The sequence below is a fragment of the Paenibacillus protaetiae genome, from assembly GCF_004135365.1.
Taxonomy (GTDB): Bacteria; Bacillota; Bacilli; order Paenibacillales; family Paenibacillaceae; genus Paenibacillus_AP; species Paenibacillus_AP protaetiae.
The window spans coordinates 3,978,319-4,004,618 of sequence record NZ_CP035492.1 but is presented as its reverse complement, the minus strand read 5'-3'; the positions used below and the strand labels follow the sequence as shown (position 1 = coordinate 4,004,618).

At 50.6% G+C, this 26,300-nt stretch carries 29 protein-coding genes and 1 pseudogene; 11 read left to right on the top strand and 19 right to left on the bottom strand.

Annotation, left to right across the window (positions count from 1 at the left end):
* Nucleotides 1-47: 47 nt before the first annotated feature.
* Entirely contained in the window at nt 48-1,133 is a 1,086-nt protein-coding gene (locus ET464_RS18550) for a lactonase family protein (protein ID WP_129443483.1), read from the bottom strand.
* 184 nt (nt 1,134-1,317) lie between these two features.
* On the opposite strand from ET464_RS18550, the gene ET464_RS18545 reads away from it, so the two are divergent.
* The 7 genes from ET464_RS18545 (at nt 1,318) to ET464_RS18520 (ending at nt 6,459) form a co-directional block, all read left to right on the top strand.
* A complete protein-coding gene (locus ET464_RS18545) occupies nt 1,318-1,665 on the top strand; it encodes a hypothetical protein (protein ID WP_129443481.1) in 348 nt (115 codons plus the stop codon).
* 167 nt (nt 1,666-1,832) lie between these two features.
* Nucleotides 1,833-2,822, top strand: a complete 990-nt coding sequence (locus tag ET464_RS18540; protein WP_129443479.1) for an aldose 1-epimerase — start codon at nt 1,833-1,835, stop codon at nt 2,820-2,822.
* Between the two features lie 169 nt (nt 2,823-2,991).
* Nucleotides 2,992-3,495: a gluconate 2-dehydrogenase subunit 3 family protein gene (locus tag ET464_RS18535; protein WP_341869718.1), complete on the top strand. Its 504-nt coding sequence runs from the start codon at nt 2,992-2,994 to the stop codon at nt 3,493-3,495.
* Nucleotides 3,492-3,764 (top strand): gluconate 2-dehydrogenase subunit 3 family protein, encoded by a 273-nt coding sequence (locus ET464_RS20800; RefSeq protein ID WP_341869717.1) that lies wholly within the window; start codon nt 3,492-3,494, stop codon nt 3,762-3,764. The genes ET464_RS18535 and ET464_RS20800 overlap by 4 nt, the downstream gene beginning before the upstream one ends.
* Before the next feature lie 14 nt (nt 3,765-3,778).
* A complete protein-coding gene (locus ET464_RS18530; protein ID WP_129443477.1) occupies nt 3,779-5,503 on the top strand; it encodes a GMC family oxidoreductase in 1,725 nt (574 codons plus the stop codon).
* Nucleotides 5,504-6,238 carry a twin-arginine translocase subunit TatC gene (tatC, locus tag ET464_RS18525; RefSeq protein ID WP_129443475.1) on the top strand — a complete coding sequence of 245 codons (735 nt, stop codon included), beginning with the start codon at nt 5,504-5,506 and terminating at the stop codon, nt 6,236-6,238.
* Nucleotides 6,239-6,276: 38 nt separating this feature from the next.
* Nucleotides 6,277-6,459: a twin-arginine translocase TatA/TatE family subunit gene (locus ET464_RS18520; protein ID WP_129443473.1), complete on the top strand. Its 183-nt coding sequence runs from the start codon at nt 6,277-6,279 to the stop codon at nt 6,457-6,459.
* A 73-nt stretch (nt 6,460-6,532) separates the two neighbouring features.
* Here ET464_RS18520 and ET464_RS18515 read toward each other — a convergent pair whose 3' ends face one another.
* The 3 genes from ET464_RS18515 to ET464_RS18505 all read right to left on the bottom strand — a co-directional run bounded on the left by ET464_RS18515 (nt 6,533) and on the right by ET464_RS18505 (nt 8,662).
* The gene (locus ET464_RS18515) at nt 6,533-7,141 is read right to left on the bottom strand and encodes an alpha/beta hydrolase (protein WP_129444581.1); all 609 of its coding nucleotides are present in this window, start codon (nt 7,139-7,141) and stop codon (nt 6,533-6,535) included.
* Between the two features lie 5 nt (nt 7,142-7,146).
* Nucleotides 7,147-8,097: a ring-cleaving dioxygenase gene (locus ET464_RS18510; RefSeq protein ID WP_129443471.1), complete on the bottom strand. Its 951-nt coding sequence runs from the start codon at nt 8,095-8,097 to the stop codon at nt 7,147-7,149.
* A gap of 118 nt (nt 8,098-8,215) precedes the next feature.
* Nucleotides 8,216-8,662, bottom strand: a complete 447-nt coding sequence (locus tag ET464_RS18505; RefSeq protein ID WP_129443469.1) for a MarR family winged helix-turn-helix transcriptional regulator — start codon at nt 8,660-8,662, stop codon at nt 8,216-8,218.
* Nucleotides 8,663-8,895: 233 nt separating this feature from the next.
* On the opposite strand from ET464_RS18505, the gene ET464_RS18500 reads away from it, so the two are divergent.
* Complete coding sequence (locus tag ET464_RS18500) at nt 8,896-9,435, top strand: hypothetical protein (RefSeq protein ID WP_129443467.1); 540 nt, start codon at nt 8,896-8,898, stop codon at nt 9,433-9,435.
* A 73-nt stretch (nt 9,436-9,508) separates the two neighbouring features.
* On the opposite strand, the gene ET464_RS18495 is transcribed toward ET464_RS18500, so the two are convergent.
* Entirely contained in the window at nt 9,509-10,720 is a 1,212-nt protein-coding gene (locus ET464_RS18495; protein ID WP_129443465.1) for an acyl-CoA dehydrogenase family protein, read from the bottom strand.
* Nucleotides 10,721-11,208: 488 nt separating this feature from the next.
* Nucleotides 11,209-11,937, bottom strand: a complete 729-nt coding sequence (locus ET464_RS18490) for a ThuA domain-containing protein (protein WP_129443463.1) — start codon at nt 11,935-11,937, stop codon at nt 11,209-11,211.
* 244 nt (nt 11,938-12,181) lie between these two features.
* On the opposite strand from ET464_RS18490, the gene ET464_RS18485 reads away from it, so the two are divergent.
* Complete coding sequence (locus tag ET464_RS18485; RefSeq protein WP_129443461.1) at nt 12,182-13,105, top strand: AraC family transcriptional regulator; 924 nt, start codon at nt 12,182-12,184, stop codon at nt 13,103-13,105.
* Nucleotides 13,106-13,125: 20 nt separating this feature from the next.
* Nucleotides 13,126-14,202, top strand: coding sequence for a Gfo/Idh/MocA family protein (locus ET464_RS18480; protein ID WP_165280049.1), 1,077 nt, complete (start codon nt 13,126-13,128; stop codon nt 14,200-14,202).
* Between the two features lie 36 nt (nt 14,203-14,238).
* Here ET464_RS18480 and ET464_RS18475 read toward each other — a convergent pair whose 3' ends face one another.
* From ET464_RS18475 to coxB, 13 genes and pseudogenes are all read right to left on the bottom strand, one after another.
* Nucleotides 14,239-15,084 carry a phosphotransferase family protein gene (locus ET464_RS18475; RefSeq protein ID WP_129443457.1) on the bottom strand — a complete coding sequence of 282 codons (846 nt, stop codon included), beginning with the start codon at nt 15,082-15,084 and terminating at the stop codon, nt 14,239-14,241.
* Between the two features lie 27 nt (nt 15,085-15,111).
* Complete coding sequence (locus ET464_RS18470; RefSeq protein WP_129443455.1) at nt 15,112-16,431, bottom strand: ABC transporter permease; 1,320 nt, start codon at nt 16,429-16,431, stop codon at nt 15,112-15,114.
* A complete protein-coding gene (locus tag ET464_RS18465) occupies nt 16,424-17,326 on the bottom strand; it encodes an ABC transporter ATP-binding protein (RefSeq protein ID WP_129443453.1) in 903 nt (300 codons plus the stop codon). The genes ET464_RS18470 and ET464_RS18465 overlap by 8 nt, the downstream gene beginning before the upstream one ends.
* 39 nt (nt 17,327-17,365) lie before the next feature.
* Complete coding sequence (locus ET464_RS20475) at nt 17,366-17,863, bottom strand: AAA family ATPase (RefSeq protein ID WP_482811947.1); 498 nt, start codon at nt 17,861-17,863, stop codon at nt 17,366-17,368.
* Nucleotides 17,852-18,273: pseudogene (locus ET464_RS20470) on the bottom strand (ATP-binding cassette domain-containing protein); the annotation flags it as partial. The pseudogene ET464_RS20470 and the gene ET464_RS20475, both read right to left, overlap by 12 nt.
* A 43-nt stretch (nt 18,274-18,316) precedes the next feature.
* Nucleotides 18,317-18,706, bottom strand: a complete 390-nt coding sequence (locus ET464_RS18455) for a GntR family transcriptional regulator (RefSeq protein ID WP_129443451.1) — start codon at nt 18,704-18,706, stop codon at nt 18,317-18,319.
* A gap of 24 nt (nt 18,707-18,730) precedes the next feature.
* Nucleotides 18,731-19,453, bottom strand: a complete 723-nt coding sequence (locus ET464_RS18450; RefSeq protein ID WP_129443450.1) for a hypothetical protein — start codon at nt 19,451-19,453, stop codon at nt 18,731-18,733.
* A gap of 206 nt (nt 19,454-19,659) precedes the next feature.
* A complete protein-coding gene (locus ET464_RS18445) occupies nt 19,660-20,121 on the bottom strand; it encodes a DUF420 domain-containing protein (protein ID WP_129443449.1) in 462 nt (153 codons plus the stop codon).
* 52 nt (nt 20,122-20,173) lie between these two features.
* Entirely contained in the window at nt 20,174-21,076 is a 903-nt protein-coding gene (gene ctaG / locus ET464_RS18440; RefSeq protein ID WP_129443448.1) for a cytochrome c oxidase assembly factor CtaG, read from the bottom strand.
* Between the two features lie 111 nt (nt 21,077-21,187).
* Complete coding sequence (locus ET464_RS18435; protein ID WP_129443447.1) at nt 21,188-21,508, bottom strand: cytochrome C oxidase subunit IV family protein; 321 nt, start codon at nt 21,506-21,508, stop codon at nt 21,188-21,190.
* 3 nt (nt 21,509-21,511) lie between these two features.
* Nucleotides 21,512-22,129, bottom strand: a complete 618-nt coding sequence (locus ET464_RS18430) for a cytochrome (ubi)quinol oxidase subunit III (protein WP_129443446.1) — start codon at nt 22,127-22,129, stop codon at nt 21,512-21,514.
* Entirely contained in the window at nt 22,126-23,955 is a 1,830-nt protein-coding gene (gene ctaD, locus ET464_RS18425) for a cytochrome c oxidase subunit I (protein WP_129444579.1), read from the bottom strand. Before ctaD ends, ET464_RS18430 begins: the two co-directional genes overlap by 4 nt.
* Nucleotides 23,956-24,023: 68 nt before the next feature.
* Nucleotides 24,024-25,073 carry a cytochrome c oxidase subunit II gene (coxB, locus tag ET464_RS18420; RefSeq protein WP_129443444.1) on the bottom strand — a complete coding sequence of 350 codons (1,050 nt, stop codon included), beginning with the start codon at nt 25,071-25,073 and terminating at the stop codon, nt 24,024-24,026.
* A gap of 327 nt (nt 25,074-25,400) precedes the next feature.
* Between coxB and ET464_RS18415 the strand changes: the two genes are divergently transcribed.
* Complete coding sequence (locus ET464_RS18415; protein WP_208543867.1) at nt 25,401-26,177, top strand: hypothetical protein; 777 nt, start codon at nt 25,401-25,403, stop codon at nt 26,175-26,177.
* Nucleotides 26,178-26,300: the final 123 nt, after the last annotated feature.

Here is a 26,300-nt window from a genome sequence, read left to right as displayed (position 1 = left end):
AAGACCTTCTTTCAATAATGAATGATTAACCTATACCATTAAGCCGTCTAGCTCACCAGAATACATGCCGGCTTGGATACAGCCAGTTCGAACACTTGCTCCGTAATGACGCCGCGCTCCGGATCCAGTGCGAATACCGCCACGCTGCCGGAGTTTTGATTGCCTGCAAGCAAAAAGCCGCCGTCCGGCGTCAGTGCAAAATTACGCGGCCAATCACCGCCGCAGGAATGATGCTGAATCGCTGTAAGACTGCCGTCCTCCAGATTTACTTCATAGACGGCGATGCTGTTATGCCCCCGGTTGGAGCTGTACAGATAACGGCCCGATGGCGACAAGTGGATGTCCGCCGGAAAATTGTTCCCTTCATACGAAGGCGGCAGCGTGGATAACGTCTGCACGGGCACAAGCCTCGCGCCTTCTTCCTCCACCCGCAGCACCGTTACCGTAGAATCCAGCTCATTGGCTACGTAAGCATAAGGAATCTCTTCATGAAAGGCGATATGGCGCGGTCCGGCGCCCGCTTGCAGCCGGCACGTCCCGACAAACGAAAAAGCGCCCGCACTAGCTCCATGCTTAAATATAAAAATCGTATCCGTTCCCAGATCGGCCATATATACATACGGTCCTACCTTCTGGATGGAATGCGGATGAGGCTGCTCCTGGCGGTCGGCCTGAGGGCCAAGCTCCGCTTCCTCCTCAATGACAAAAGAAGCTTCGCCCAGCGTGCCGTCCGCCTCAATCGGCAGCAGCGTAATCGTGCCGCCGCTGTAGTTGCTTACAAATGCGGTTGTTCCCGCGGCATCCGTGCTGATGTAGCAAGGATGCGCCCCATAGGTCAGCGTATCGCCGGTAAAAGCAAGCTTGCCGTCTTCCGTGCCGACAGCCAGCGCAACGGCCGAGCCGCCCGGGACCCCGCCCGTAAATTCCGTTTCGCTGACGGCATACAAATAACGGCCGTTCGGATGCAGCGTCAAAAAAGACGCGTCCGCTACACCGCCGTAGCTCTCCTTCACCTCCAGTTTTCCCGTCTCTTTGTCGAACTGGCAGACATGGATAGTCGCTTCGTCTGCCGGCCCGTAACAACCGATATACACCGTGCCTGAATAATGATAATGCCCGTCAAATCGTGCCACAGCTCATCAGTCCCTCCGTTTTATTTCCAATAAAGTGACCATAGCATAAGCTCCTCGTTAAGACAATTGCTTTTGGCGGCGGCCGGACAATCCATCCAAAAAAACACTTCAAAACAGAAAAACGGTATGCTATAATGTAAGCGCTAACATCTCAGGATTCACATTTCGGATAAAGGGGGATGGAATGATGAATACAACACTGAGGGGAACGGACTTGTACGAAAGGTTTGATTTGGAGACAGATATTTTATACTTTCGAATCGGGTCGCTTGGGCTTGTCAGCTTTCACGGCAAAAACTACAACTTGAAAAAACGGATGACTCCGGACCAGGTGAAAAAGCTAACTAAAGAAAAAGGCTATTACCCGATCGGATCGAACTGCTACGTCAACATCGGCAAAATCAAATCGTTTACCCGCGGCGTTATTTATTTTGGGCCGGCCTTCTATTCGGAAACGAAACAGCTGCCGATTCCTTGGCGCAAGCACAATGTTATTCACCAGCTGTTGCAGCAGCAAAACGGGGCAAGTTAATCGTTTATATTTGCGCACCGTCCGAATCAGGACCCGGCGGCCCGTATCGCCGAGGTCCTGATTTTTAATTTTGGAGTTGTTCGCCGCCTGCTCACCTGCTATTCTAAGTTGGAATAAACAAGCTGGCGCCTTGATGGCTGCCACCTGACGAGGAGGATATAAAGAGCATGCAAGGACAAGCATTCGAGCAACCCTTTTATACCGAAAAGGCTGTCTGGCTCAAATGGGGACCATATGAAGCCGCTGTTGTTCCGGAGATTGGCGCTAATTTGATTGCATTCCGCGACACGGTAAACGGTTATGCTTTTTTGCGCGAGCCGAAAGCGGACGAAATAGAACAGTTTAAAGCGAATACAATCGTATACGGCATTCCGGTATTGTTTCCGCCAAACCGCTACGACGACGGAAAATTTACGTTCCAGGGCCGTGAATACACCTTCCCGGTTAACGAGCCGGCGAGCGGCAACCATCTGCACGGCTTCTTCCACGACACGCCTTGGACAGTTGAAGATTACGGCGTAACGAAAACCGAAAGCTACGTATCGCTTAAAGTAACGGTAGACGAGCAGCATGCCATTTACCGCTACCTGCCGCATCGCTTTACGCTGCGTCTCCGCTACTCGCTGAACGAGACCGGCCTGCTGCAGCATGTTTCGGTACATAACGAAGGCAACGAAGACATTCCATGCATGATTGGATTCCATACGACCGTTAACGCGCCGTTTGCTCCGGGCAGCACGCCGGAAGACTGCACGTTTACACTAACCATCGGCGAACGCTGGGAACTGTCCGACCGGAGCTTGCCAACCGGCAAAAAACTGCCTCTTCTCCCGGAAGAAGAGCGCATGAAATCCGGCGGCATTACGCCTTATTGGGGCGCGATGGACAACCATTACACTGCCGTTCCGCAAAACGGCCGCAATGCTATGGAACTGACTGACCACCGCATCGGCAAAACGCTTGTTTACGATGTCAGCTCCGCCTATAAGCAATGGATGATTTGGAACAACAACATGTCGAACCAGTATTTCTGCCCTGAACCTCAGCTCAATTTGGTGAATGCGCCTAACTCCAGCCTCCCGGCTGAAGAGACCGGCTTCGTCACGCTTGAGCCGGGCGGCATCTGGGAATCGACAAGCCGCCTTTATGTAAAGTAACGGCTGCCAGCATTTCGGCAAGTTATCTATTACCTCTTATAAACCATGCCTGAAGAGCATCACGCTCCGCAGGCATGGTTTATTTTTTTATGTAAAGTGGATGAATTTCTCTCGTTCGGTAAAACTATCGTTACTTGCCAATGAATTATTCAGCGGAGGTGGACAAGCAATGGCTGACCACAACGAATCCCCCAATAAACCGCAAGACACATCGCGGCGCAACTTTCTGAAATATTCCGGCACGGCGCTTGGCGGCGTCGTTGTAGGCGGAGTTATCGGCGGACTGATCGGAGCGAACAACAAAAAGGAAACCCCATCAAACAAAAGCAATGAAAATGCTCCGGGAGATTCCAACAACAAAGATTACAATCAGGCGCTCATGTATATGACGCAAGAGCAGTTCCAGACGACTCAAGCCGCTGCTGAGCGGATATTCCCTGAAGATGATCTGGGACCCGGCGCCAAAACGCTTGGCGTTGCGTACTACATCGACCATCAGCTGGCCGGCAGCTGGGGCATTAATGCGCGCGATTACATGATGCCGCCCTTTTACGAAGCGGACGCCGACCAGGGCTACCAGCTTGGCTTCAAACGCCATGAGCTGTTTGCGCTCGGGCTTGCCGCTCTTAACGACTGGGGCAGCAAAAGTATAACAACGCGTTCAGCAACTTGAAGCCGGAAGAGCAGGATGAAACGCTCGCCGCATTCGAAGCGAATAAAGCCGATTTGAAGGGCATTCCTTCCGCGACCTTCTTTTCCTTGCTGCGGCAGCTGACGCTCGAAGGCGTCTACGCCGACCCGCTGTACGGCGGCAACAAAAATATGGACGGCTGGCGTATGCGTAACTACCCCGGCAACCAATACGGCTACATCGACATTATCGAGAAAGACGAATTCGCCAAAATCGAACCGATCAGCTTGCATGATCATATGAACGGCTAAGGAGGTTATAACCGATGGCTACCAAATTGCCTAAAGTACCTATCGTTATTGTCGGAATGGGCTGGGTTGGCGGCATCATCGCCGCTGAACTGACAAAAGCCGGCCACAAAGTGGTTGGGCTGGAGCGCGGCAAAATGCGGAGCATGAACGATTATTTCCATGTCCATGACGAGCTGCGTTACGCGCAGCGTTATGAGCTGATGCAGGATCTTTCGAAAGAGACCGTCACCTTCCGCCATAACGAAAAAATGCGCTCCCTTCCGATGCGCAGCTACGGGTCCTTCCTGCTCGGCGATGGCCTAGGCGGCGCAGGCGTGCACTGGAACGGGCAATACTTCCGCTTTTTGCCGTATGATTTTCAGATCAAAACCAAAACGGTCGAGCGTTACGGCAAATCCAAAATTCCGGACGGCATGATCATTCAAGACTGGGGCATTACCTATGACGAGCTTGAGCCTTATTTCGTCAAATACGAGCAGATGGCCGGCATTTCCGGCGAGCCTGAAGTTAACGAGAAACACCGCGGCAAAATGTCCAAGCCGTTCCCGACGCCTCCGATGAAAAAATCGCCGGCCATGAAAATGTTTGAGGATGCCGCCAAATCGCTGAACCTCTCTCCTTATGCCATGAGTTCGGCCAATTTGTCGCAGGATTATACGAATCCGGACGGCATTCAGCGCGGAGCTTGCCAATACTGCGCGTTCTGCGAACGGTTTGGCTGCGAATACGGCGCCAAAGCGGATCCGACCGTTACCGTAATTCCGGTAGCGCAAAAAACTGGAAACCTGGAAATCCGCACACATGCCAACGTAACGAAAGTTATCCATAACGGCGGCAAAGCTACCGGTGTTGTCTACGTCAATACGCCGACGGGCGAGGAATTTGAGCAGCCGGCGGATATTGTCATCCTGGCAAGCTTCGTGTTCTCCAACGTCAAGCTGCTGCTGCATTCGAAACTGGGCAAGCCGTATAATCCGCAGTCCGGCACCGGCGTCGTAGGGCGCAACTATGCTTATCAAATACTGGGCGCAAGCTCGACGGGCTTCTTCGACGACAAGGAATTTAATACGTTTGCGGGCGCAGGGGCGCTGGGCAGCTGCCTCGACGATTTTAACGGCGACAACTTTGACCACGCCGATCTGAACTTTTTGCATGGCGGCAACATCGCCTATACGCAAACGGGCAAGCGGCCGATCCAGAACAACTCTACGCCTTCGGGTACGCCGATGTGGGGTCCGGATTTTAAAAAACAGTCGCTTCAATACGCAAACCGCAGTTTAACGGTCAGCATCCAAGGTGCATGTATGCCGTATAGGCATCACTATCTGGACCTCGATCCGGTATATAAGGACAGCCTGGGCAACCCGCTCATCCGGATGACGTTTGATTTTGAAGAGCAGGACCGCGAGCTTGTGAAGTTTTTGAGCGGCAAAACGGATGCGATTATGAAGGCGATGAACGCAACGAAGGTGGATACCGCCAGCGAAATAAAAACGTACAACATCGTGCCGTACCAGTCTACCCATAATACGGGCGGCGCGGTCATGGGCGACGATCCAAGCATCTCGACCGTCAATAACTATTTGCAAATGTGGGATGCGGAGAATGTATTTGTCGTAGGCGCATCCGCTTTTGCCCATAACAGCGGCTACAACCCGACGGCAACCGTCGGCGCATTGGCCTACCGGGCGGCGGAAGGCATTATGAAGTATATGGAAAAAGGAGGATCGCTCGTGTAGATGAATATCGAGAAGGACGTCATCAGCCATCTCACGGAGCTGCGGAAGCGGCTCGTCATCGTCGCCGTCTGGTTTCTGTGCGCATTAGCCGTCGGCATCTATTTGTCGCCGCGCCTCCTTACCTTCGTGAAGGAGCATCTCGGCTCGGTGCAGGTGGAATGGAGCGTCTTTAATTTATCGGACGGGCTGATGGTGTATATGAAATGCGCGCTGCTGTTCGGAACGGCGGTTACCCTGCCCTGCCTGCTGTTTCAGCTGTGGCTGTTCGCACGCCCCGGGCTTACCCCGAGGGAGGAAAAAGCAGCTCTCTGGTTTGTTCCGGCATCGCTGCTTCTGTTTGCTTCCGGAGTTGCTTTTGGCTATACGGTCGCGCTGCCGATGATGATTTCGTTCATGATCAAGCTGAACCATTCGATTGGCGCCAACGAAGTGTACGGCTTGCAGCATTACGTCTCGTTCCTGATCGGCTTTCTGTATCCGATGGGACTTGCGTTCGAAATGCCGCTGGTGATGCTGTTCCTGACCTTCATCGGTGTGCTCACGCCGGAGCGCGTCAAGCATATCCGCAAGTACGCCTACGTCGGGCTTGCAATACTTGGCAGCTGCATTTCGCCGCCCGACTTTGTATCCCATCTGTCGGTTACAGTGCCGTTAATCCTGCTTTTTGAAATAAGCGTGTTCGTATCATGGCGTTATTCGGCCAGACGTTCCCGGCTGCAAATGAACCCCGGCTGAAGCGCTTCATCAACCATTTGCCAGGAGGTGAAATTACCATGTTTAACAATATCGGCATATCAGGGCTTGTTATTATTCTCGCCATTGCGCTCATCGTATTCGGACCGGCGAAGCTGCCGCTGCTCGGACGGGCATTTGGCGATACGCTGCGCGAATTCCGCAACTCCACCAAAGGCATTGCCGACGATCCGCAAAACGACGACACGAATTTGCTGAAATAAAGATGGGCGGCAAAGCCCATGATAAAAAGCCTGAAGCATTCCGCGTAGCTGCGGACGCCTCAGGCTTTTGCTTTTACAACCGAAAATGCTCTTTATACCATGCCGCCGCGCCTTCGACCTCCGCGCTTGTCAGCTGATGGCCGCGATTGCCCCACAATAATGCAACTTCTGCCCCGGCACCCTCCAGAAGCTTATGCAGCTCTTCCGATTCCTGCGGCGAGCAGATCGGATCGTTTACGCCCGCCCCGATGAAGACAGGCACACCGGATAAATCCGGGAGCGCGATCCCCCGAATCGGCACCATAGGATGATGCAGCACCGCTCCCCGGAGCGCGTCCCGGTAATGAAACAGCAGGCTGCCCGCAATGTTGGCGCCGTTGGAATAACCAACAGCCACCACATTGCTCCGGTCAAAGCCGTATTGCACCGAAGCCTCATCCATAAACCGGTTCAGCTCATCCGTCCGGAAGATTAAATCCTCTTCGTCAAAAACGCCTTCGGCCAGCCGGCGGAAAAACCGCGGCATTCCGTTCTCCAGCACGTTGCCTCTAACACTGAGCACCGAAGCTTCCGGGGCGATCGCTTCGGCCAGCCGCAGCAAATCATGCTCCGTGCCGCCCGTGCCGTGCAGCAGCAGAAGGGTAGGCGCCGCCAGATCGCCTTGCTTGAACAAATGCTTCATCGTGCTCATGCCTGATCCCCCTCCAATACCCGCACCGTAATCGGCTCCAAATTCCGTTCAATCAAGGCGCGGTGTTTCTCGTACCATTCCGGCAGCTGAACTTTCCCGCCCAGCTCATCAAACGTTTCATCCGTTACAAAACCGGGATCGTCCGTTGCAATCTCGAACAGAATGCCGCCCGCTTCACGGAAATATACCGCGGTAAAATATTGCCGGTCCACAACCGGCGTCGGCTGGAAGCCGTGCTTCAGCACATGCTCGCGCCACTCCTCCTGATCGGGGCGATTGTCCGCGCGCCATGCGATATGATGCACCGTACCCGCGCCGCCCGCTCCCCACGGCAATGCCGCACGGTGAAGATCAATAACGTTGCCGATGTCGCCGGCAGCCCGGAAACGGATATAGTCCGCGTCTTCCGCGACTTTGTCCAGACCAAGCACATTCGTCAGCACGCCGATCGTCTGGTCCGGCGCAATGCTGTACAGAAGCGCGCCGCCAAAGCCTTTAATCGCCTTGTCCGCAGGCACGCCGCCAAATGCCCATTCGCTTAGCCGCCCTTCTTCCCGCTCCGCCAGCTCCAGCTGCAAGCCGTCCGGGTCGGCGAATTGTACGAACCGCTCGCCCAGGCGTTCCGTCACGTTGTAAGGAACATCCAGCTTGTCGAGCCGCTCTTCCCAAAAGTCCATCGTACCTGCAGGAACCGCAAACGTCGTGTAGCCCACCTGCCCGCCGCCAACTTTCCCTTTCCGCGCTCCGCGTGACGGGAAAAACGTCATGGCCGTGCCCGGGCTGCCGGTCTCGTTGCCGAAATAAAGATGGTACACTTCGGGCGCATCGAAGTTAATCGTTTTTTTCACGAGCCGTAGCCCAAGCACACCGGCGTAAAAATCGACGTTTTGCTGCGGCCCTCCGGCAAATGCGGTAACGTGGTGAATCCCGTTTGTTTTTTTCATCATTAGCACTCTCCTTATCGTTATCATGAATCAAATGAAAGGGCTTATGCCCGTTTGCTGCTTCGTTTTAAATTTAATCATCTTAAATTTAAGATATTAGGGCTGAAAAACGGCGCTCAAGCTAAAGCTTGGATTGCGCCTCCAGTCCAAGTTTTTTCAGCAGTTCGATAGCCTGCGATTTTTCGTCATCCGTTAGTCCTGACAAGGTGTCCGTCAAGGCTTCGGCATGCTTCGGAAAAATAGCGTCAAAAAAAGATCGGCCTTCATCCGTCATTTCCGCATACGTCACCCGGCGGTCTGTATCGCATGGCACTCGCTTCAAATACCCTTTGCGCTCCAGCTTGTCGATGTTGTACGTGATGCTTCCGCTCGTTACCAATATTTTGCTTCCGATTTGCTGCAACGGAAACCGCCCTTTATGGTACAGCAGCTCGAGCACGGTAAATTCCGAAGCCGACAAACCATGCCGTTTCATATCCTTGATCGCTTGATCCATAACGGTTTTGTACGCTTTGGACAAGACGACCATCAGCTTCAGCGACAGCTCTTGATTCAATTGCTCTGGCATTCTGGCATCACCTCGCCACTCTTCTTTAATTTAAATATCTTAAATTTAAGATAAATATACAACATCCTCATGCAGCTGTCAACAGTGCATTAGAGGCAGGACAGAGGCAGGTTGCTTTCAATATATGCTAAAATCAAATAAACCGCACCGTTCCCCTTTCTGTTTGTATGGCGTTGTTTCAACCTGTTTAAACCGATATAAGGATTGTGTCGATAACGAAGGAGTGATTTTGTATGAAGAAGCTTAGCCTCTTGTTCTTTCTCGTATGGATGGTTTTGGCAGCAGGGTGCCAAAACCAAAATTCGGACAAACAATTAGTTACAGCGCAAAATTTAATTGATAATGCCAGCCTTAATTTTCAAATTCCGAAGCTGGACGGATACGATGTCAGTTCTGTACAGCTTACTTATCCGCCAAAAGAGAACCAAGGCGCTGCCGGCGGAAACCATCTGGATGTGCTGGTCGCCTACACAGCAAACAAAGGGGAACTGATCCAGCCGGCAAATGAGCAGAATACAAGCGGCGAGAAACAATTTTTATACGGCCCCTATGAAGGAAATACAGCCATTGAAATTACGTACAGCAATCGCACGTCTGATTTAGACAGCAGTGAAACGATTGACATAGGCGGCAATAAACTTCAGAAGGCGATAACCGGCGGGCACACCTTCCTGCTGTTTCATAACGGCAACGGTTCCATTCTAATGAATTATAACCATTTAGACGACGAAACCATCTCCAAGATCACAGCGGAAATTGTGAAGCAAAAATAAGAGCGGTACAGTCAAATGAAACAAACAGCAAGCCTGACGGACGCACCGTCAGGCTTGCTGTTTGTTCTCCTAGCTATATTTCTCCCGCACCTCTCCGCCCGCTGTCGGCTTGCTGCTGTACTTCCGCGATTGCCCGACGCGCCAGCGAAGTGATAACGGCATCATCCATCGGCGGGTTATGCAAACCTGCACGCACATCCCGGTACATCCGCTCCAGCGGCAAATCGCGGGACAAGCTGGAGCCGCCCACAATCCGCATCGCCAGATCGAGTATTCGCAGCGCATGATTGGTCGCCGTATATTTGGCCAGCCCCAGCTCCGGCCGCATCTCAGGGCGGCGCTCCGGCTCGCGGTCCCAGCGGTCCGCTGCCGCATACAGCAGCGTGCGCGCTGTAATCAGCTCCGCTTCCATTTCGCCGATTTGCCGCTGAATATTCGGCAGTTCCGCAATAGAGCCCGGCAAGCTGTTTGGCTTGTAATTGGCGGCAAAACGAACGGCATAATCCCTCGCTGCATACGCGATGCCGATATAACACGCCGGAATATGCAGCAGCGCTCCGCCGTAATCGGACATGCCTGTGTCCTCTCCGCGCCCTTTGCCGTCGATCCGTTCCTCTTCCGGTACAAACACCCGCTCCAGCAGCAGATCATGGCTGCCGGTCGAACGCATGCCCATCGTATTCCATGTCTCTTCAATGCTGACGCCCGGTCCTTTGCGGACAAAAAACTGTCCGGTTTTCTCCTCTTCCTCGACATAGGCGCTCACCGTAAAATGATTCAAAATCGGGCTGAGCGTACTAAACGTTTTGCGTCCGGTCAGCAGCCAGCCGCCTTCCGTACGCACCGCTTTCGTCTCCGGCCTGCCGCCGCGGCTCGGGCTGCCGGTCGCTCTTTCGCTGGCGAAGTTGTTCACCATCGCCCCGTCCCGGATGACCGCTTCGCAAAAGCCGGCATACAGCTTCTCCGGCCATGCCTTCGTATAACGCAGCTGCAGCATCGCGCCGATATGCCAGCCTACGGCAAGCGCAGTGGAGCCGTCGCCGCGCGCAAGCCGCTCCTGGGCCAGCACCATTTCATATAAAGAAGCTTCGTCGCCGCCGTATTGCTTGGGCAGCGTCAGCTTTAAGTAGCCGGCTTCCTTCAAATCGCGGAAATTATCAAAAGGAAATGAACCTTCGCGGTCATGTCCGGGAGCCCGTTCAGCAAACACCGCCGCCAGCCGGTCCGACCTTTCGGCAATCCAAACCTCTCTCTCATTGCGTACAAATGGATCCGAGCCGATCATTAGGCAAGCACCTTCCCCTCCGTACCAAGCGCACCTTGCACGCGGACAGCCTGCCCGATTCGTTCAGCAGACAGGTTATCCCGAGTAAGTCGCCCGGTTATTTATTTTATTGTATTACGGATGGGGACGCTGTGTCCAAGACGAATTATTCGGCGCGGTGTTCATCTTCTTCGTATTCGAGCGCTTTTTTACCGGCGTAAATCAAATACCCAAGGCCGGCAGCAAGATCAGCCGTCATGACGATAATGTAATACAGTTCGCTCAACCTTTCGCCCCCTTTCATCCATTCCGGCAAACCATAACGGATTACCTTTCTTTAGCGATACCCCAAATACAGCCCAGCCAACCAAAGAGATAATTCCCCATCCGTCCTGAAGCAAAAAAAGCATTGCCGCCTGCGGGCTGCTCCTTCCATAAGGAGCAGTTCGCTGGCGGCAATGCCGTATTCGTTATTCTAATCAAATCAAGCCGCTAAGCAAGCGGAATTACTATTTTTCCGAAATCGTTTCCAGCGGTTTCGAATTGCCGTATACCGGCAATTCGCGGTTAACTGGAGCAGCCCATTTGACCGCATTGGAAATGACTTTGCGCACGTTCGCATCGTAATAGGTCGGGTATGTCTCATGGCCCGGGCGGAAATAAAATACTTTGCCCGCACCGCGATTGTAGATGCAGCCGCTGCGGAACACTTCGCCGCCTTCAAACCAGCTGATCAGCACAAGCTCGTCCGGAGCTGGAATGTCAAAGTGCTCGCCGTACATTTCTTCCTTCGGCAGCTCAAAATACGGTCCGATGCCTTCCACGATCGGATGGGCCGGATTAACTACCCACAGCCGCTCTTTATCGTCCGCTTCACGCCATTTCAAATCGCAGGATGTGCCCATCAGCTTTTTGAAAATTTTCGAGAAATGGCCGGAGTGAAGGACGATAAGCCCCATCCCTTTAATGACGCGGTTGTATACTTTCTCCACGATTTCATCCTGAACTTCATGATGCGCCATATGGCCCCACCAGATGAGAACATCCGTGTCGTTCAGCACTTCGTCCGTCAGCCCGTGCTGCGGATCGTCCAGCAATGCAAACTTGACGGAAGAAGCCCCTTCCAGTCCTTCGGCAATGGCCGTATGAATCCCGTTAGGATAAATGGCTGCCACTTTTTCATTGCTAAGTTCATGGCGATGTTCGTTCCAGATCGTGACTTTTATATTTGCGCCCATTCTATTCGCTCCTTTACTATCAATCATTTATTATGATTATAATCATCCCGTCCTTATGAAATCGATTGCAAATCCGATATAATTATTACGCTATTCTGTACTCCGTGTTTGCATGAGCGGCTTTACGCCTATTTTTTTTACGCAAATCTGTGATTTTCGCAAAATGTCCCTTGGCATCCGGTTATGATAAACTGAAGGGGTGTACGCCTGTCTGTTCCCATCGCGATAAAGGAGAATACAGCCTATGTATCCCGAAATGTATTATGAGCAAGTGGTCTACCAGGACCCGTTTCTTGCCGTCCGCATCTGGCAAATTGACACATCCAATGAAGATATTCGCGACGCCGACCTGCAAATCGAGCAGGTTCAGCAGTTTAATTCCCACTGGCATTATCATAAAGAAATCGAATTTCTGCTTATTTTGCAAGGCGAGATGGCCGTTTTTTACAATCAGGAGCAGCTGCTCCTCCGTGAAGGCGATATTGCCTTGTTTGGCTCCAACGAGCCGCACACGACCGTGCAGACAAAAGCGGGAAATTTAAGCTATATTGTGTTTCAAATCGACCTGTCCAAGTACTGGGATTCCAGCACCTTAAAAAGCATGCAATATTTCTCCGAGGTCATCCGCCCGCTGAGCGCGTTAAACTACGTGTACAGCAAGCATGACGGCGCACGCAGGCAAACCGTCCGGCTTATCCGGGAAATTTACAAGGAAATGAACGATCAGAGCCTGGGCTTCGAGCTGGCTGTTTCCTCCCGGCTGAAAACGATGCTGCTGCTGCTGCTGCGCCATGATACCGACAAAAAGCTGAACTATTTGGACAATGCGATGCTGGAGCGTCTTCAGCCCGCCCTGTATTACATTGAAAACCATTTGAGCGAAAAGCTGTCGATAAACGAACTGAGCGCTTTTATGAATATCAGTTACACCCATTTCATCAAAATGTTCAAAAAAGCGGTCGGCATGTCGTTCACTGATTTTGTTGTGTACAAGCGGATAAAAAAAGCGGAGCAGATGCTTCTGACCAGCGATACCAGCATTGCCGAAGTCGCTGAAGCGGTGGGCATATCCAATCTGGGGCATTTTTACGACCGGTTCCGGCGGTATAACGGCTGCTCTCCCAAGCAATTTAAAGACCGCCTCCGGGAACCTGCTGCCATGGTATAAACCAAATGGAGGTAAACAAGATGACACAACCTGTACGGTTCGGAATTGTAGGAATGGGATGGCGGGCGGAAGCTTATTTGCGCGTAGCGGGACAGCTGCCGCATCTGTTCGAGATCGTCGGCATTGCCGTTCGCGATCCGGCTAAATATAAAGATGCTGCAGCCAAATGGGGAATCCGGCTGTATTCAACGCCGGAGGAGCTGGCGAAGCACTGCGATTTTGTGCTGACGGCCGTGTCAAAAGCATCAGCCCCTGCAGTGCTGCAGCAGCTGGCATCGTTAGGCGTGCCGGTATTGGCCGAGACGCCTCCTGCTGCCGACGAAGAGGGCTTCAAGCGGATAGCTGAGCTTGCCGAAGCAGGCGCACCGATCCAAGTTGCCGAGCAATACCCGCTGCAGCCGCATCATGCCGCCCGGGCGGCAGTCATCCGCTCCGGCCGTATAGGCGATGTGCGCCACGTGCAAGTATCGGCCGCGCACGGCTATCATGGCATCAGCCTGATCCGTCATTATCTTTCGGAGAAGGCGGGTGCCGAATGTGAAATTGCAGCCCGCCGGTTCGAGCTGCCGATTCTGGAAGTTCCATACCGGGGACGGGCTGTGCAGGACAAGCTCGAGACGGAGCTGCAAGATATCGCCATCCTGTCGTTCAGTAACGGCAAAAGCGCTCTGCTTGATTTTACGCGCTCCCAATATTTTTCCCCGCTGCGCCAAAACCGGCTGCTCATCCGCGGCTCGCACGGCGAGATCCGGGACAATGAAGTGACAAGCAGCATAAGCGGCTCCGGCGGGCCGGGCGGTTATGAAACATGGTCAATCCGCAGGCTGCAGGACGGCCAGGAAGGCAGCCTGGCTCCCCTGTCGCTGCGGGAACTGCGGGGCGGAGCAGAGCGCCTGTACCGCAACCCGTATTATCCGGCGCCGTTTTCCGACGATGAAATTGCAATGGCCGAAACATTGTCCCGTATGGCTGATTATGCCAAGCAGGACACCCGTTTTTATTCGCTGCAGGAAGCGTTAATGGATATTCGCCTGTCCATGGCCATTGACCGGGCGGCCGCCACCGGACAATCGGTACGCGTGTCGCCAGCGCTATAATTTAATGCCTCCGGTGTATGGATTCGTGTTCCTATTTTATAATCTGGCGCGCAGGCGGCTTTCTGCCAGTAAGCGGTCAACCAGCCCGAGTATTTGCTTTTGCTCCTGTTCCGGCTGACCTTCCGCCAGCCTTGCTGCTGCAACCGGCAGCAGCCACTGGTCTATTTCGGCTTGCTGCAAGCCGCTAACCTGCAAATAATGTTCCAAATAGATGCTGATAATGTTCTCGCGCATATGCTGAATCGCTTCAATGACATCGCTTGGAGCATCATCAGGCAATGCCCCGTGACGGATCAGCAACACGGTACGGGCGACATCGGCGGCAGGCTGGCCGACTGTGCCGTTCATCCAGTCGATAACCCAGCTTTGCTCGCCGAACATGACATTGTCCGGATGATAATCGCCATGGCAAAGCCGGTTCCCATCCGGCAGCTGCTCCAGCTGCTCTAAAATTTCATTTTTGACTTGCTCGGAAAGAAGCGGTGTGCTGTTGATATGACGCTTCAGCAGCTCTTTTTGTTTTAAAATGCCCCGTTTGCCGCCAGTTCCCGCCTCTACCTCTACCTCTACCTCATACCGGTGTATCCGGTTTTGCAATTTGGCAAACTGGGCAGCCAGCCGGTTCATCTCGCCTGGCTGCCGGATAATCAGACTCAGCATCGTTTCGCCTTCGACCCGTTCAAATACGATGCCTCTTCTTTGTTCGGCCTCTAGTAATTCATACGCTTTAGGCGCAGCCAAATCAAAAGCTCCTACTACTTGGTTCACCGCGTATTCATATTGAATCGATTGTACATCCATATAACGGCGATACAGCTTTACAATTTTGCCCGTCTCCTGCTCGAATATATCTGCCGTACGCCCTTCGGCAATTTTCTTCATCCGGAATCCCGCCTTTGGAATGAAGGATTAGACTTTAAAAGCTTTCATCGCTTTGCGAATCTCTTTAATACTTGGACGTTTGCCGTACATCAATACGCCGGTGCGGTAAATTTTTGCCGATATCCAGCCTGCGGCCAATATAAACACAACCATAATGGCAATCGAGACAAGCACTTCCCAAACCGGAGGATCAACCAGCGCAATCCGCAGCATCATAACATATGGCGCCGAGAACGGCACATACGATGCAACTGTCACAAGCATGCTGTCCGGCGTGCTTGCGCTAAACGAAGAAATATAGAAGCTGACAAGCGAAACCATCGTTATGGGCATAACCGCCTGCCCGAGGTCCTCTGTCCGGCTGACCGTCGATCCGATCGCCGCATATAAAGTGGCGTACAGGAAGTAGCCGAGCAAATAATAGATAATCGCATACATAAACAGCAGAGGATCAACTTTGTTCAAATTCAAATTCATATCTTGGAGAGCGTTTTGATTGTTAGGCAGCGACAGGTTAATGCCGATTACAATGCCGTACAGCACAATTTGGCCTAAACCGATAATACACATCCCGATAATTTTGCCGAACATTTGCTTAAGCGGCGCTACGCTTGTAACGAGCAGCTCCATAACACGAGAGCTTTTTTCCGAAGTAATTTCCGATGCTATCATTTGTCCGGTAATCATAATGCCCATAAACAGCATAAGTGAAATAACGGTCGCCAGGCCGATATCTACCCCTTGCTCCTCTGGCGTTTTGTCATCGCCTTTGCCTACGCCGCTGCCCGCTTTAATTTTGACGGATTCCACTTCGACCGGAGTGAATAGCAGTGCTTTTTGCTGCTCCGATATGCCTGAATCTTGTAAAATCCGATTTACATTCACAACTTGAAGCGCGCTTGCCAATGAGGTGGAGACGGAGCCAGCCATCAGCTTCTCCGAATTGTACGATACCGCCGGAAGCCCGTTAGCCGTTTTTTCCCCAAAGGTGAGGTAGCCTTTAATCTTTTTGTCTACAATCGCTTGCTTTAACTCAGCTTCGTTTTGTTCCGGCGAGCCGGCATCCGGGTAGCCGATTAGCTTGATGTCCGGAACCGCCTGGGACTCGTAATACGCCTGCAGCTGTTTGGCGATTGCCGCCCCTTCCGCCGCATTTCCCTGTTCCGCCTGTATATAGCCGATCGCGGTCGCTTTGCCTGGGCCGTCTTTATCAAACAGCGAAATAATAGACGGCAAATTAGAGCCAATACATAAAATAATGACCATAATAAGCGTTGTAATCAAAAAAGCTTTGCCCCGCAGCTTGCTTCGAATCGTAAACCCCACTACCGTCCAGAAACTATTCATGCCGCTCACCTACCGATCGAATGAAGATTTCATTTAACGTTGGCTCCATCACTTCAAACCGCTGAATTGCCGTCTGGCTAACTGCCAAATTCAAAATATGTGGAGCTGCAGATTCATCCGAGATGCCAATTTCATAACCGTATTCATGCCGTTCCACTTTCGTTACCCCTTGCAGTCCTTGCAGTCCCTTTACTTCGCTTTCCGTGTTCAGAATCACTTTTTCCCGCGGATACCGGCGTTTAATCTCCTTGATATTGCCTTGCAGCACTACATTGGACCGGTGCAAAATCGTAATGTTCCGGCAAAGCTCCTCGACATGCTCCATCCGGTGTGTCGAGAACAGCATCGTCATGCCTTCATCGCGCAGCTCCTTGACAACCTTCTTCAGCATTTCGACATTGACGGGATCAAGGCCGCTGAACGCTTCGTCTAATATTACGATTTTAGGGTTATGGATGACAGAGGCGATAAACTGGATTTTTTGCTGATTGCCTTTGGACAGCTCTTCCACTTTTTTATCGTAATATTCAGGTACTTCAAACCGGTCCAGCCAACGTTTCAAATTGATTTCCGCATCCTTTTTGGACATGCCCTTCAAGCGGGCCAAATACGTAATTTGGTCGCTTACCTTCACTCTTGCATATAATCCGCGCTCCTCCGGCAAATAGCCAAGCAAGCGCAACTCCTGTTGCGTATAAGGCTTGCCATTGTACAAAATCCGACCGTGATCGGGATAGATCAGCCCCAGCACCATACGCATCGTCGTTGTTTTCCCTGCGCCGTTTGCGCCCAGCAGGCCGTAAATTTCACCTTCCCCTACCTCCAGGCTAATACCGTTTACCGCTGTTTTATCCCCGTATTGCTTGACAACCTGCTCTACGATTAATGGCTTCATCCGTGTTCCCCTTTCAAACCTCAAATGTCATACCTCAACTTAAGATCTGGTTCGTATCCGTTCTTTCTCCAGCAGCTCCGCCAATATATCTTCCAGCTCCATCGGATGGCGGTGCACAATAAGGATGCCTTGCTCCCTGCACCAGGTTTCGGCTTCAAAGGCAAGCTCCGTCACGACTTTAAGCGCGCTTCCTGAATGATCTATACGGCGTTGTCCCGGCATAGCTGCTGCCTGCGCTTCGGTTAATCCTTCTTTATGAATGTAAAACGAATGCCAGCCGCCAAGCAGTTCATCTTTTTCATAACAGCCCAATATCCGTCCGCCAGCCATAAATACGATGTAATCGGCCAGCCGTTTCACTTCCTCCACAATATGGGAAGCCATAATGACCGTGCGCTCACCTGTTTCCATATAACGATGCAAGACATCAATCATAAGCCGCCAAGCAAGCGGATCAAGTCCGGATGACGGTTCGTCGAGCAGCAGCAGTTCGGGCTGATGTACCATGGAGAGGATAAAATCATATTTGCGCCGCATCCCCTTCGACATTTTGCCGAGTTTAATGCCATCCTCCACTTCAAATATACGGAGCAGCTCGCGGTACCGGTTAACATCCCACTTCGCATACCACGGGCGGCTGAATGCCGCTTTGAATGCCCCCGTCATGTCGTCTTCCCCCATCGTAGGTTCTTCGGGCAAATAGCCTACTCGCTGTTTCAAATGGGTGTCGGCGGAACGTCCGATCGTTTCCCCAAACAGTTTAACTTCCCCGCGTCCGGCTTGATGAGGTCAAGCAGCAGCCGGAATAAGGAACTTTTCCCGGACCCGTTAGGGCCAACAATCGCCGTTACATATCCGGTTGGAATAGCCAGCCCGACCGGCCCCAGCTTAAAATGTGTACGCTGCAGCTCGACCGCACACAGTTCTGCTGCACATTCATTTGCCATCAAAATATATTCACCTCTGCTTTTGTCCGCGTTTGCTGCTCTACTAATTAAACTGATAGCGCTGAAGCGCTTTTTGAAAAATCTCATAAAGCTCCTCTTTACTGCACTGTACACGTAGTCCCGCTTCTATTGCGGTATTAAACGCTTCAATGACAGCTTCCAGCCGGTAGCGATCCTTGTCCTTATTTTCTACCTTGGCGACATAGGTACCGGTTCCTTGCTTGGTCCGGAGCAAGCCTTCCGCCTCCAAATCCTGATAAACGCGCCGAATCGTAATAATGCTGCATTTTAGCCTTTGTGCGAATTCACGTATGGATGGAAGGAGCAGCCCTTCCTCCAGCTGGCCGCTTACGATAAGAGCACGCAGCTGCACTTCGATCTGATAATAAAGCGGCTCCGCGCTTTGTTCATTAATGTGTATCGGCAGCCACACGCTTTCACCTTCTTTTTCTTTCGACTATTTCAAATAACTTCGATTACGCAGCCGCACCGGAATGATTTTGTACCCGCTGAACAGCATGACAGCGCTAAACAGCAGCGATACCGCTGTATATCCCCATTGTCCGTCAGCTTCGGCTTCCAGCACTTTTCGAACCAGATGAATATGCGGCCCAATCGCAATAACCGTCGTAACGATGCCTATGATAAAGAAAATCAGAATGGTAAATAATAAATATTGTTTGCCTGAATATCCTAGTTCGAGATACAAATAAACGACAGCCATACCCAATGCATAAAAAAACCAAAACAGCCCAAAAAGAAAATAATGGCCTAAATGAGTAGATGTTCGCAGTTCCGGGTGTGTTACATATTGGATAGTAAAATAGAGGATCATTGCGGGCAGCAAATGAAACACCATCTGCAGCATTCGGCCTAACACGATGCTTGCAACCGGTATCGGTATCGTTCTCCACTGAGCCAGCCTGCGTGTATTCGTATCTTCACGCCAGCAGCGGAAGGTCATCCGGTTATAGGAGAAAGCCAGCACCGGAAAAACGGTCAACATCAAAAAATCCATCATGCTGATGATTCCGCCTGTTTCATGGCCTGTAGAAGAATCAAACTGCTGATAAGTAGTTAATGCCATATATCCGCTAAAAAAAAGCGTGAACAAGCTGCCCAGCGGCTTTCTGCGAATCTCATGTTTTGCAATATGCCATGCTCCTTGCCAAGCCTTCACCGATGATTTCCCCTCCAACCTCAAACTATAAAGCGATCCACTGTATATATCTTTATACACAGTATACTCACATCATTACACTTCTGTCAAACATATCCATATTCGATAATAAAAAACTGCCTGAAGGCCATAACCCCGCGTAGCTATCATTTCAGCGGTTTCCTTAGCCTTCAGGCAGTTTCTACATCCATTCTAAGATGCTGCAATTATCCAAATATCGCACGATAGACAGGCGCCGTATGACCGCCCGGATACATCAAATAAAGCAATACATACACGACAACGCCGGTAAAAGCGGTGGGCAGCCAAATGCTGGCCGTAATTCGTCCCCATCTGCGGTGTTTTGCAAATCTTTTATTATAAGCAAGCAATAAGGTCGTAATGCCAAAAACAGCTGCAACAGTTGCCAACACAATATGGAACAACAAAAACACCATATAATAAGGCTTCAGCCAATCCGGCCCGCCCCATGACGTATTTCCTACCAAAGCGGTTCGCGATATATACACGATAAAAAAGAGTAAAGCCGTTACTGCACCGCCCACCATTACCCGTTCATGTGTAGCAAATTGCCTCTTCATGGCCAGGCGCCATCCAATCGCTACCAGAATTCCGCTTATGACGATAAAAGCTGTACTTATAGTCGGCATGATTTCATAAATGGACAACGCAATCCCCACCTAATCTTGATCGTTATTTCCTATGTATACAAGGAACAAATTAGACTGCGCCGGTATTCGGGTTCGTGTTAGGCATATCGTCTTCCGTATGTTCTTTCTTAAACCAATGAAAGAAAATATAAGCCAATATGACGCCATACATAAACTCCTGAAGCAGCTTCATCACAATACCGCCTAATTGCTGGTCTTCCACCGGTTCCATTAAATTAAAAAATTGCGGCCCGTTAAACATCGCGAGCAGCCGGTTAGGATCGCCCGATACGCAATAACCCATCGCCTTCACCCATACATCCGGATCGTTATAAACGGCATACAGCGGCGTACTGGCAAAAATGATTAGCGCACATGCCGGAGTCAGCAGCACGCCATTGGCAAAAACATACGCCATCTTTTTCAGATCGGTTAGCCGGTTCCACTCCGGCACCGGACATACGATTTGCCACCACATCATGATGGCTGTTACGAGCAACAGCAAATAATAGGCGCGATGGATCGCATAATGCGTCATGATGTAATCATGAATCATCGGTACGTGATAGACGGAAAACAACAAATTAAATAAAACAAGCGTCACAATCGGGTTCATCATAAACCGCAGTTTGCGCCACCAGGATTTAGCAAAGACCGCTTGCCAAAAGTAACCCGGGATCGACAACAGCAGCAACGGCGGAACCATCAAATAAGACACGGACATATCAATCATATGGAACGTAAACATCAGATGGCCAAGCAAATTGACCGGTCCGCCCTGCACCATATAAAACAATATCACTGCCGTTATAAATAATGTTTTCTGCCAGGCGGTTGATTGTGGCGCTTCCGGCGCATGTTTCTCTCTCCATGGGCCAATCATATAAAAATATAAAATGACAATGGCCGCCATAACAAACATATAGATCGGATTCCACAATTCTTCAAAGGTGAAATATTGCAGTCCCAGCATGGTGGATTCTCCTTCCAGACATTCATCTCATTCCATCCATTTTTACATAAAATTGGACAAAATCAAATCAATAGTGCAAGGAGGGTTCCATGAGGAACCCTCCTTGCTCTGTTACCACCATGCCCAATATTCGGCCATAATAACCATCGTGAATACGACGAAAACTCCAAAGCCGATTCCGATAATCGGCATGACATGCCCTCGATCTTTCATATGCATCCAGAAAGCAAGCTGTACGAATACTTGGAGCAATGCAGTGCCAAGCAATACAAGGTAAATAAAATCTTTGTTTACATCTCCGGATATCACGACAGCAAATGCGATAAGCGTCAGCAGAAGGGAAAACACAAATGCGATAATATGCTTTTGCGGCCCTTCCACCCGATGCCGCTGCGGCCGCTCCGTGGTCGAATGATTGCTTTCGCTTGCCATTCGTTAGCCCACCTTTCCCATCAAGTAAACGACGGTGAAAATGAATACCCAAACCACGTCGATAAAGTGCCAGTATAATCCGGCTACATACGCTTTAGGTGCAGTTACGACCGTCAAACCTTTTTTCGCAAGCTGGCCGATAATAAGCGATATCCATAAAACCCCAAACAGTACGTGACCGCCGTGGAAGCCAACCAGCGTATAAAACGAAGAGCTGAATGCGCTTGTTCTGAACTGATGGCCTTCGCTGGCGTAATTGTTAAACTCGTAAATTTCAAGGCCAAGGAATCCGAGGCCCAGCACAACGGTAACAATCAGCCAGCTGATTAACGCTTTTACATTGTTGCGGTGCAGAGCATAGGTTGCAAATACGCTTGTTAAGCTGGACGTCAACAGGAGTATTGTTGCCAGCGCGACAAGCGGCAGTTCAAACAATTCCGATGCTTTAGGACCGTCAAGCACTTGGTCACGCAAAGCAAGGAACGAGGAGAATAATGTTCCGAACAATACGGTCTCCCCGCCGAGGAACAGCCAGAAGCCAAGAACCTTATTGCGGCCTTCTGCCGTTGCTTTTTCCGGTTCATGAGGCAGCTGGCCTTCTGCATGTGCATGTGAACTCATGCTTTCACCCCCTGATCGTGAATGTCATCCGGTTCAATATGATACCCGTGATCATCCCGGAGGGAGCGAAGCATCATACAGAAGAAAGTAATAATCAAGCCGAATATCCCCATATACACGCCAAGATGATTATCCCAGTCCTTCTGGTACATAAACCCTAGTCCGGCGATAAAAAGCCCAATGGACATAAACAGCGGAAGAATCGAAGGAGACGGCATATGAATCGGACCTAACGGCTCTGCCGGCGTCATCGCATGATTGCCGTCCATCTTTTCTTTCCAAAAGGCGTCATAGCTGCGTACAAGCGGCGTTTGAGCAAAGTTGTATTCCGGCGCCGGTGAAGAAATCGTCCACTCCAGCGTACGTCCATCCTCCCAAGGGTCAGCTGCTGCATTGGCCGGTTTGAATGCCGTAACAACAATGTTGAGCAGGAAAAAGATTGTTCCGAAGCCCATCAAGAAAGCGCCAATCGTACTGATCAAGTTCAGCTCATTAAAGCCAAGACCGTCCAGGTACGTCCAAATACGCCGAGGCATCCCCATGAGACCTAGGAAATGCTGGACAAAGAAAGTCAGATGGAATCCGATAAAGAATGTCCAGAATGTCAGTTTACCCAAACCTTCATTAAGCATTCTGCCGAAAATTTTCGGCCACCAGTAATGAAGGCCTGCGAATATCCCTAAAATCAAACCGCCTACAATAACGTAGTGGAAATGGGCTACGACGAAATACGAGTCATGATACTGGAAGTCGGCCGGAGCCGCAGCTAGCATAACGCCGGTGACGCCGCCCATAACGAATGTCGGAACAAAACCAACCGCAAACAGATTTGCTGTCGTAAACCGGATAGATCCGCCCCACATCGTAAACAGCCAGTTGAAAATTTTGATCCCGGTTGGCACTGCGATCAGCATCGTTGCAATGGAGAACAACGAGTTTGCAACCGGGCCAAGGCCTGTTGTGAACATGTGATGCGCCCACACCATGAAGCCCAGGAAACCGATTAATATCGTTGCAAACACCATGGAGCTGTATCCAAACAGCCGCTTGCGCGAGAATGTGCTTATTACCTCGGAAATAACCCCAAATGCCGGCAATATGAGAATGTAAACTTCCGGGTGACCAAATATCCAGAAGATATGCTCCCATAAGACAGCGTTACCGCCTGCCGATGGTTCGAAGAAATTAGCGCCAAACAGCCGGTCGAACATCAACGCAACCAGACCGACGGTCAAAGCAGGGAATGCAAACAAGATAAGCGCGGATGTGATAAAGATGGTCCATGTGAACATCGGCATCCGCATAAAGCTCATACCCGGAGCACGCATATTAATAATGGTGACCAGAAAGTTAATGCCGCCGACCAGCGTGCCGATACCGGCAATCTGGAGGCCGATGACATAAAAGTCTAATCCGTGTCCGGAACTAAATGTATCACCGGATAAAGTGGCATATGCAGTCCAGCCTGCTGCCGGCGCACCGCCTGCAAACCAGCTGATATTGAGCAGCACGCCGCCCAGGAAAAAAGTCCAGAAGCCAAGCGCGTTAACAAACGGGAAAGCAACGTCGCGAGCCCCTATCTGGAGCGGAATAATACAGTTCATTAGCGCAAACAGGAGCGGCATAGCGGCCAAAAAGATCATTGTCGTGCCGTGCATGGTCAGCAGCTGGTTGTATGTATTGGCATCCACAAAGTCATTAAGCGGCTTCCATAGCTGTATACGGATAAGAATAGCTTCCAAACCGCCTACAAGGAAGAAAAATCCTCCTGCAATCATATACAGTATACCGATTTTCTTATGGTCAACCGTTGTGAGCCAATCCATCAGCCCTCTGTAACGTTTAACCTCGTGTGCATGCGACAAGGTAGGTACCTCCTTCAGTTACCGATGATTTATTGTTCATAATCGAGCTTTAATTCTGACAAATATTTGGCAATTCCATCCAACTCTTGATCCGTCAGCTCGATTTTACCCATTCCATTCCCCGGCTTCACAGCATTCGGGTTGGAAATCCAACGTTTCAGGTTGTCGTATACGGAACCTTCATTGGAATATTTAGGGTCATCGGTGTTGATGAGAATACCGCCAACCGAATCACGGCTCGCAATGCCAGTCAAGTTCGGGTAAGCCGGTCCGCCTTGGTCGCCTACAGCATGGCATGTCAAGCATTTGTTAACGAAGGCTTCTTTGATTGCTGGATCAGCCGGCATCGCAACAGGAGCTTTCAAAGCCGATACCCAGCGATCAAACGATGCGGAATCAACCGCTTTCACTTTAAAATCCATCAAACCGTGGGAAGGTCCGCACAGCTCCGCGCATTTCCCTAAGTAAACGCCTTCTTTAGGTGCTGAGAAATGCATTTTGTTAATGTTGCCGCCTGGGTTGGTATCAATCTTGCCTGCAAGTGATGGAATCCAGAACGAGTGAATCACGTCAGCCGATTTGGCTTCGATCGAAATCGTTTTGCCTTTTGGAATTACAAGCTCTTGCGCTGTTTTAACGCCGTAATCCGGGTATTCAAATTCCCACCAGTATTGATGAGAGGTCACAATAACTTTAACTGCGTTACTGTCATCGGTGTAATCTTTCGATAGGTTGAATACGGATTGAACGGTTGGAACTCCCAAAATGATCAGCAAGACAATCGGAATGATTGTCCAAATAATTTCCAGCTTATGGTTCCCTTCAACCTGCTTAGGAATCGTCTTATCTCCTGGACGTCTGCGGTACCGGATAATAACGTAGAAAGAAATCGCAAACACGACGATTACAACAATGATCATAATTGCAATCGCCAGCTTCATCAGGTTGTATTGCTCTTCCGCTACCGGACCCTGTGGCCTAAGGGTAGACAAGTCATCCCGACCGCAGGCTGTCAGCACTAGCGCCATAATGGCCATAAGCGGTGCTAACCGTTTCACAATCTGCCACCGATTCATCAATAATCAACCCCACTTTTGACGTTTTCACAGCTGCAAAACATGTTAAAATTGCAGCAAAATACGCTTTCATTGCTGTAATTACAATAGTTGCTACTTTATTACTTTTTAAATATAAAGTTGCAGGGACTTTTTGTCAATGTTCCTCAGAGAGTTCACAAATTGTTCTAAAAGCTGTCAAAAATTCAAACTTTAACGCTTTCATTTTGGAGTTCCTCCCCTACATTGTGCGCCAAACCCATGGGCAATTATGTATGATAGAAATACGTATATTTCAAACGCCGCGGCAAAATCTAACCTTATTACTGCGGGTAAGGAGGAATGCAGCTTATGATCAAACGTGTATCAGCCTTGCTGCTCGTATGGGCCGTCATCATTGCCTCAGCTTCCGGATGTGCGTATGAGCAGCGTGTGCATAACAGCGATGAGGATTACGGCAGCCGTGAAACCGGGGATCCCAAAATGATCGGAGGCAAAATGTACGGCGCCTCGTCCGGCAATCCGTACCAGCATGATAACAGCTTCTTTGAGTACAGTTCCAAGCTGTCCAATGCCATCTCATCCTTAAACGGCATCGCCGGCGCCATTGTCATGCTGACCGATAAGAATGCTTACGCAGGCATTATGCTTGACTGGACGGCTGTAGGTACAAAAGGTTCAAGCAAAACGTCTGAGCAAAACAACGGCGGCATGGGCGAAGGGGTATACAATCATCAAAACGGCAGCCCTTATTGGGACAACCGGAAGCTGGTGACGCCGTATAACTCCTATTTTTCAGTGAACGACCACAGTGAGCTGTCGTCGGAACTAAAGCAGACCATTGCTGTAAAAATACGCGAAATGGCGCCGATGGTTCAGGAAGTGTACATCTCGGCCAACAAAGAGTACGTTAACGAGTTAAATGAGTTTGCCAAGGAAGCTTGGCTTGGTCACTCGTTAATGCCTTGGCTGAACGATTTCAACATCCTTGTAAAGCACCAATTTGCCGGCGGCCAGCTGATGCCGGGGCCGATTGCAAACAAGAAGACTACAAGCGCCAAAGGCCAATGGACCAAGCAAGGAGCGCCGCCTGCCCATCAAGGACAGGACTCGCAGCTGCTTTATTAGCATCCCATTCCCACGTTCAAATGTATTTCTTCCTATTATATAGGTGCGAATTCAGCATCTGCTTTATCCATAAGGAGGCGTCGCCCTTTCGCGATCAAACTGCCTCCTTATGGCCTGTTTGAA

Bases quoted from the DNA above. Each gene is read 5' to 3' on its own strand.
- ET464_RS18515 (WP_129444581.1), bottom strand. From the start codon at position 7,141: ATGAAGCATTTGTTCAAGCAAGGCGATCTGGCGGCGCCTACCCTTCTG.
- ET464_RS18470 (WP_129443455.1), bottom strand. From the start codon at position 16,431: ATGAATAGTTTCTGGACGGTAGTGGGGTTTACGATTCGAAGCAAGCTG.
- ET464_RS18415 (WP_208543867.1), top strand. From the start codon at position 25,401: ATGATCAAACGTGTATCAGCCTTGCTGCTCGTATGGGCCGTCATCATT.
- ET464_RS18430 (WP_129443446.1), bottom strand. From the start codon at position 22,129: ATGAGTTCACATGCACATGCAGAAGGCCAGCTGCCTCATGAACCGGAA.
- ET464_RS18510 (WP_129443471.1), bottom strand. From the start codon at position 8,097: ATGATGAAAAAAACAAACGGGATTCACCACGTTACCGCATTTGCCGGA.
- ET464_RS18505 (WP_129443469.1), bottom strand. From the start codon at position 8,662: ATGCCAGAGCAATTGAATCAAGAGCTGTCGCTGAAGCTGATGGTCGTC.
- ctaD (WP_129444579.1), bottom strand. From the start codon at position 23,955: ATGGATTGGCTCACAACGGTTGACCATAAGAAAATCGGTATACTGTAT.
- ET464_RS18545 (WP_129443481.1), top strand. From the start codon at position 1,318: ATGATGAATACAACACTGAGGGGAACGGACTTGTACGAAAGGTTTGAT.
- ET464_RS18495 (WP_129443465.1), bottom strand. From the start codon at position 10,720: ATGATCGGCTCGGATCCATTTGTACGCAATGAGAGAGAGGTTTGGATT.
- ET464_RS18520 (WP_129443473.1), top strand. From the start codon at position 6,277: ATGTTTAACAATATCGGCATATCAGGGCTTGTTATTATTCTCGCCATT.
- ET464_RS18530 (WP_129443477.1), top strand. From the start codon at position 3,779: ATGGCTACCAAATTGCCTAAAGTACCTATCGTTATTGTCGGAATGGGC.
- ET464_RS18500 (WP_129443467.1), top strand. From the start codon at position 8,896: ATGAAGAAGCTTAGCCTCTTGTTCTTTCTCGTATGGATGGTTTTGGCA.
- ctaG (WP_129443448.1), bottom strand. From the start codon at position 21,076: ATGCTGGGACTGCAATATTTCACCTTTGAAGAATTGTGGAATCCGATC.
- ET464_RS18465 (WP_129443453.1), bottom strand. From the start codon at position 17,326: ATGAAGCCATTAATCGTAGAGCAGGTTGTCAAGCAATACGGGGATAAA.
- ET464_RS18480 (WP_165280049.1), top strand. From the start codon at position 13,126: ATGACACAACCTGTACGGTTCGGAATTGTAGGAATGGGATGGCGGGCG.
- ET464_RS18485 (WP_129443461.1), top strand. From the start codon at position 12,182: ATGTATCCCGAAATGTATTATGAGCAAGTGGTCTACCAGGACCCGTTT.
- ET464_RS18535 (WP_341869718.1), top strand. From the start codon at position 2,992: ATGGCTGACCACAACGAATCCCCCAATAAACCGCAAGACACATCGCGG.
- ET464_RS18490 (WP_129443463.1), bottom strand. From the start codon at position 11,937: ATGGGCGCAAATATAAAAGTCACGATCTGGAACGAACATCGCCATGAA.
- ET464_RS18540 (WP_129443479.1), top strand. From the start codon at position 1,833: ATGCAAGGACAAGCATTCGAGCAACCCTTTTATACCGAAAAGGCTGTC.
- ET464_RS18435 (WP_129443447.1), bottom strand. From the start codon at position 21,508: ATGGCAAGCGAAAGCAATCATTCGACCACGGAGCGGCCGCAGCGGCAT.
- ET464_RS20475 (WP_482811947.1), bottom strand. From the start codon at position 17,863: ATGCGGCGCAAATATGATTTTATCCTCTCCATGGTACATCAGCCCGAA.
- ET464_RS18475 (WP_129443457.1), bottom strand. From the start codon at position 15,084: ATGAAGAAAATTGCCGAAGGGCGTACGGCAGATATATTCGAGCAGGAG.
- tatC (WP_129443475.1), top strand. From the start codon at position 5,504: ATGAATATCGAGAAGGACGTCATCAGCCATCTCACGGAGCTGCGGAAG.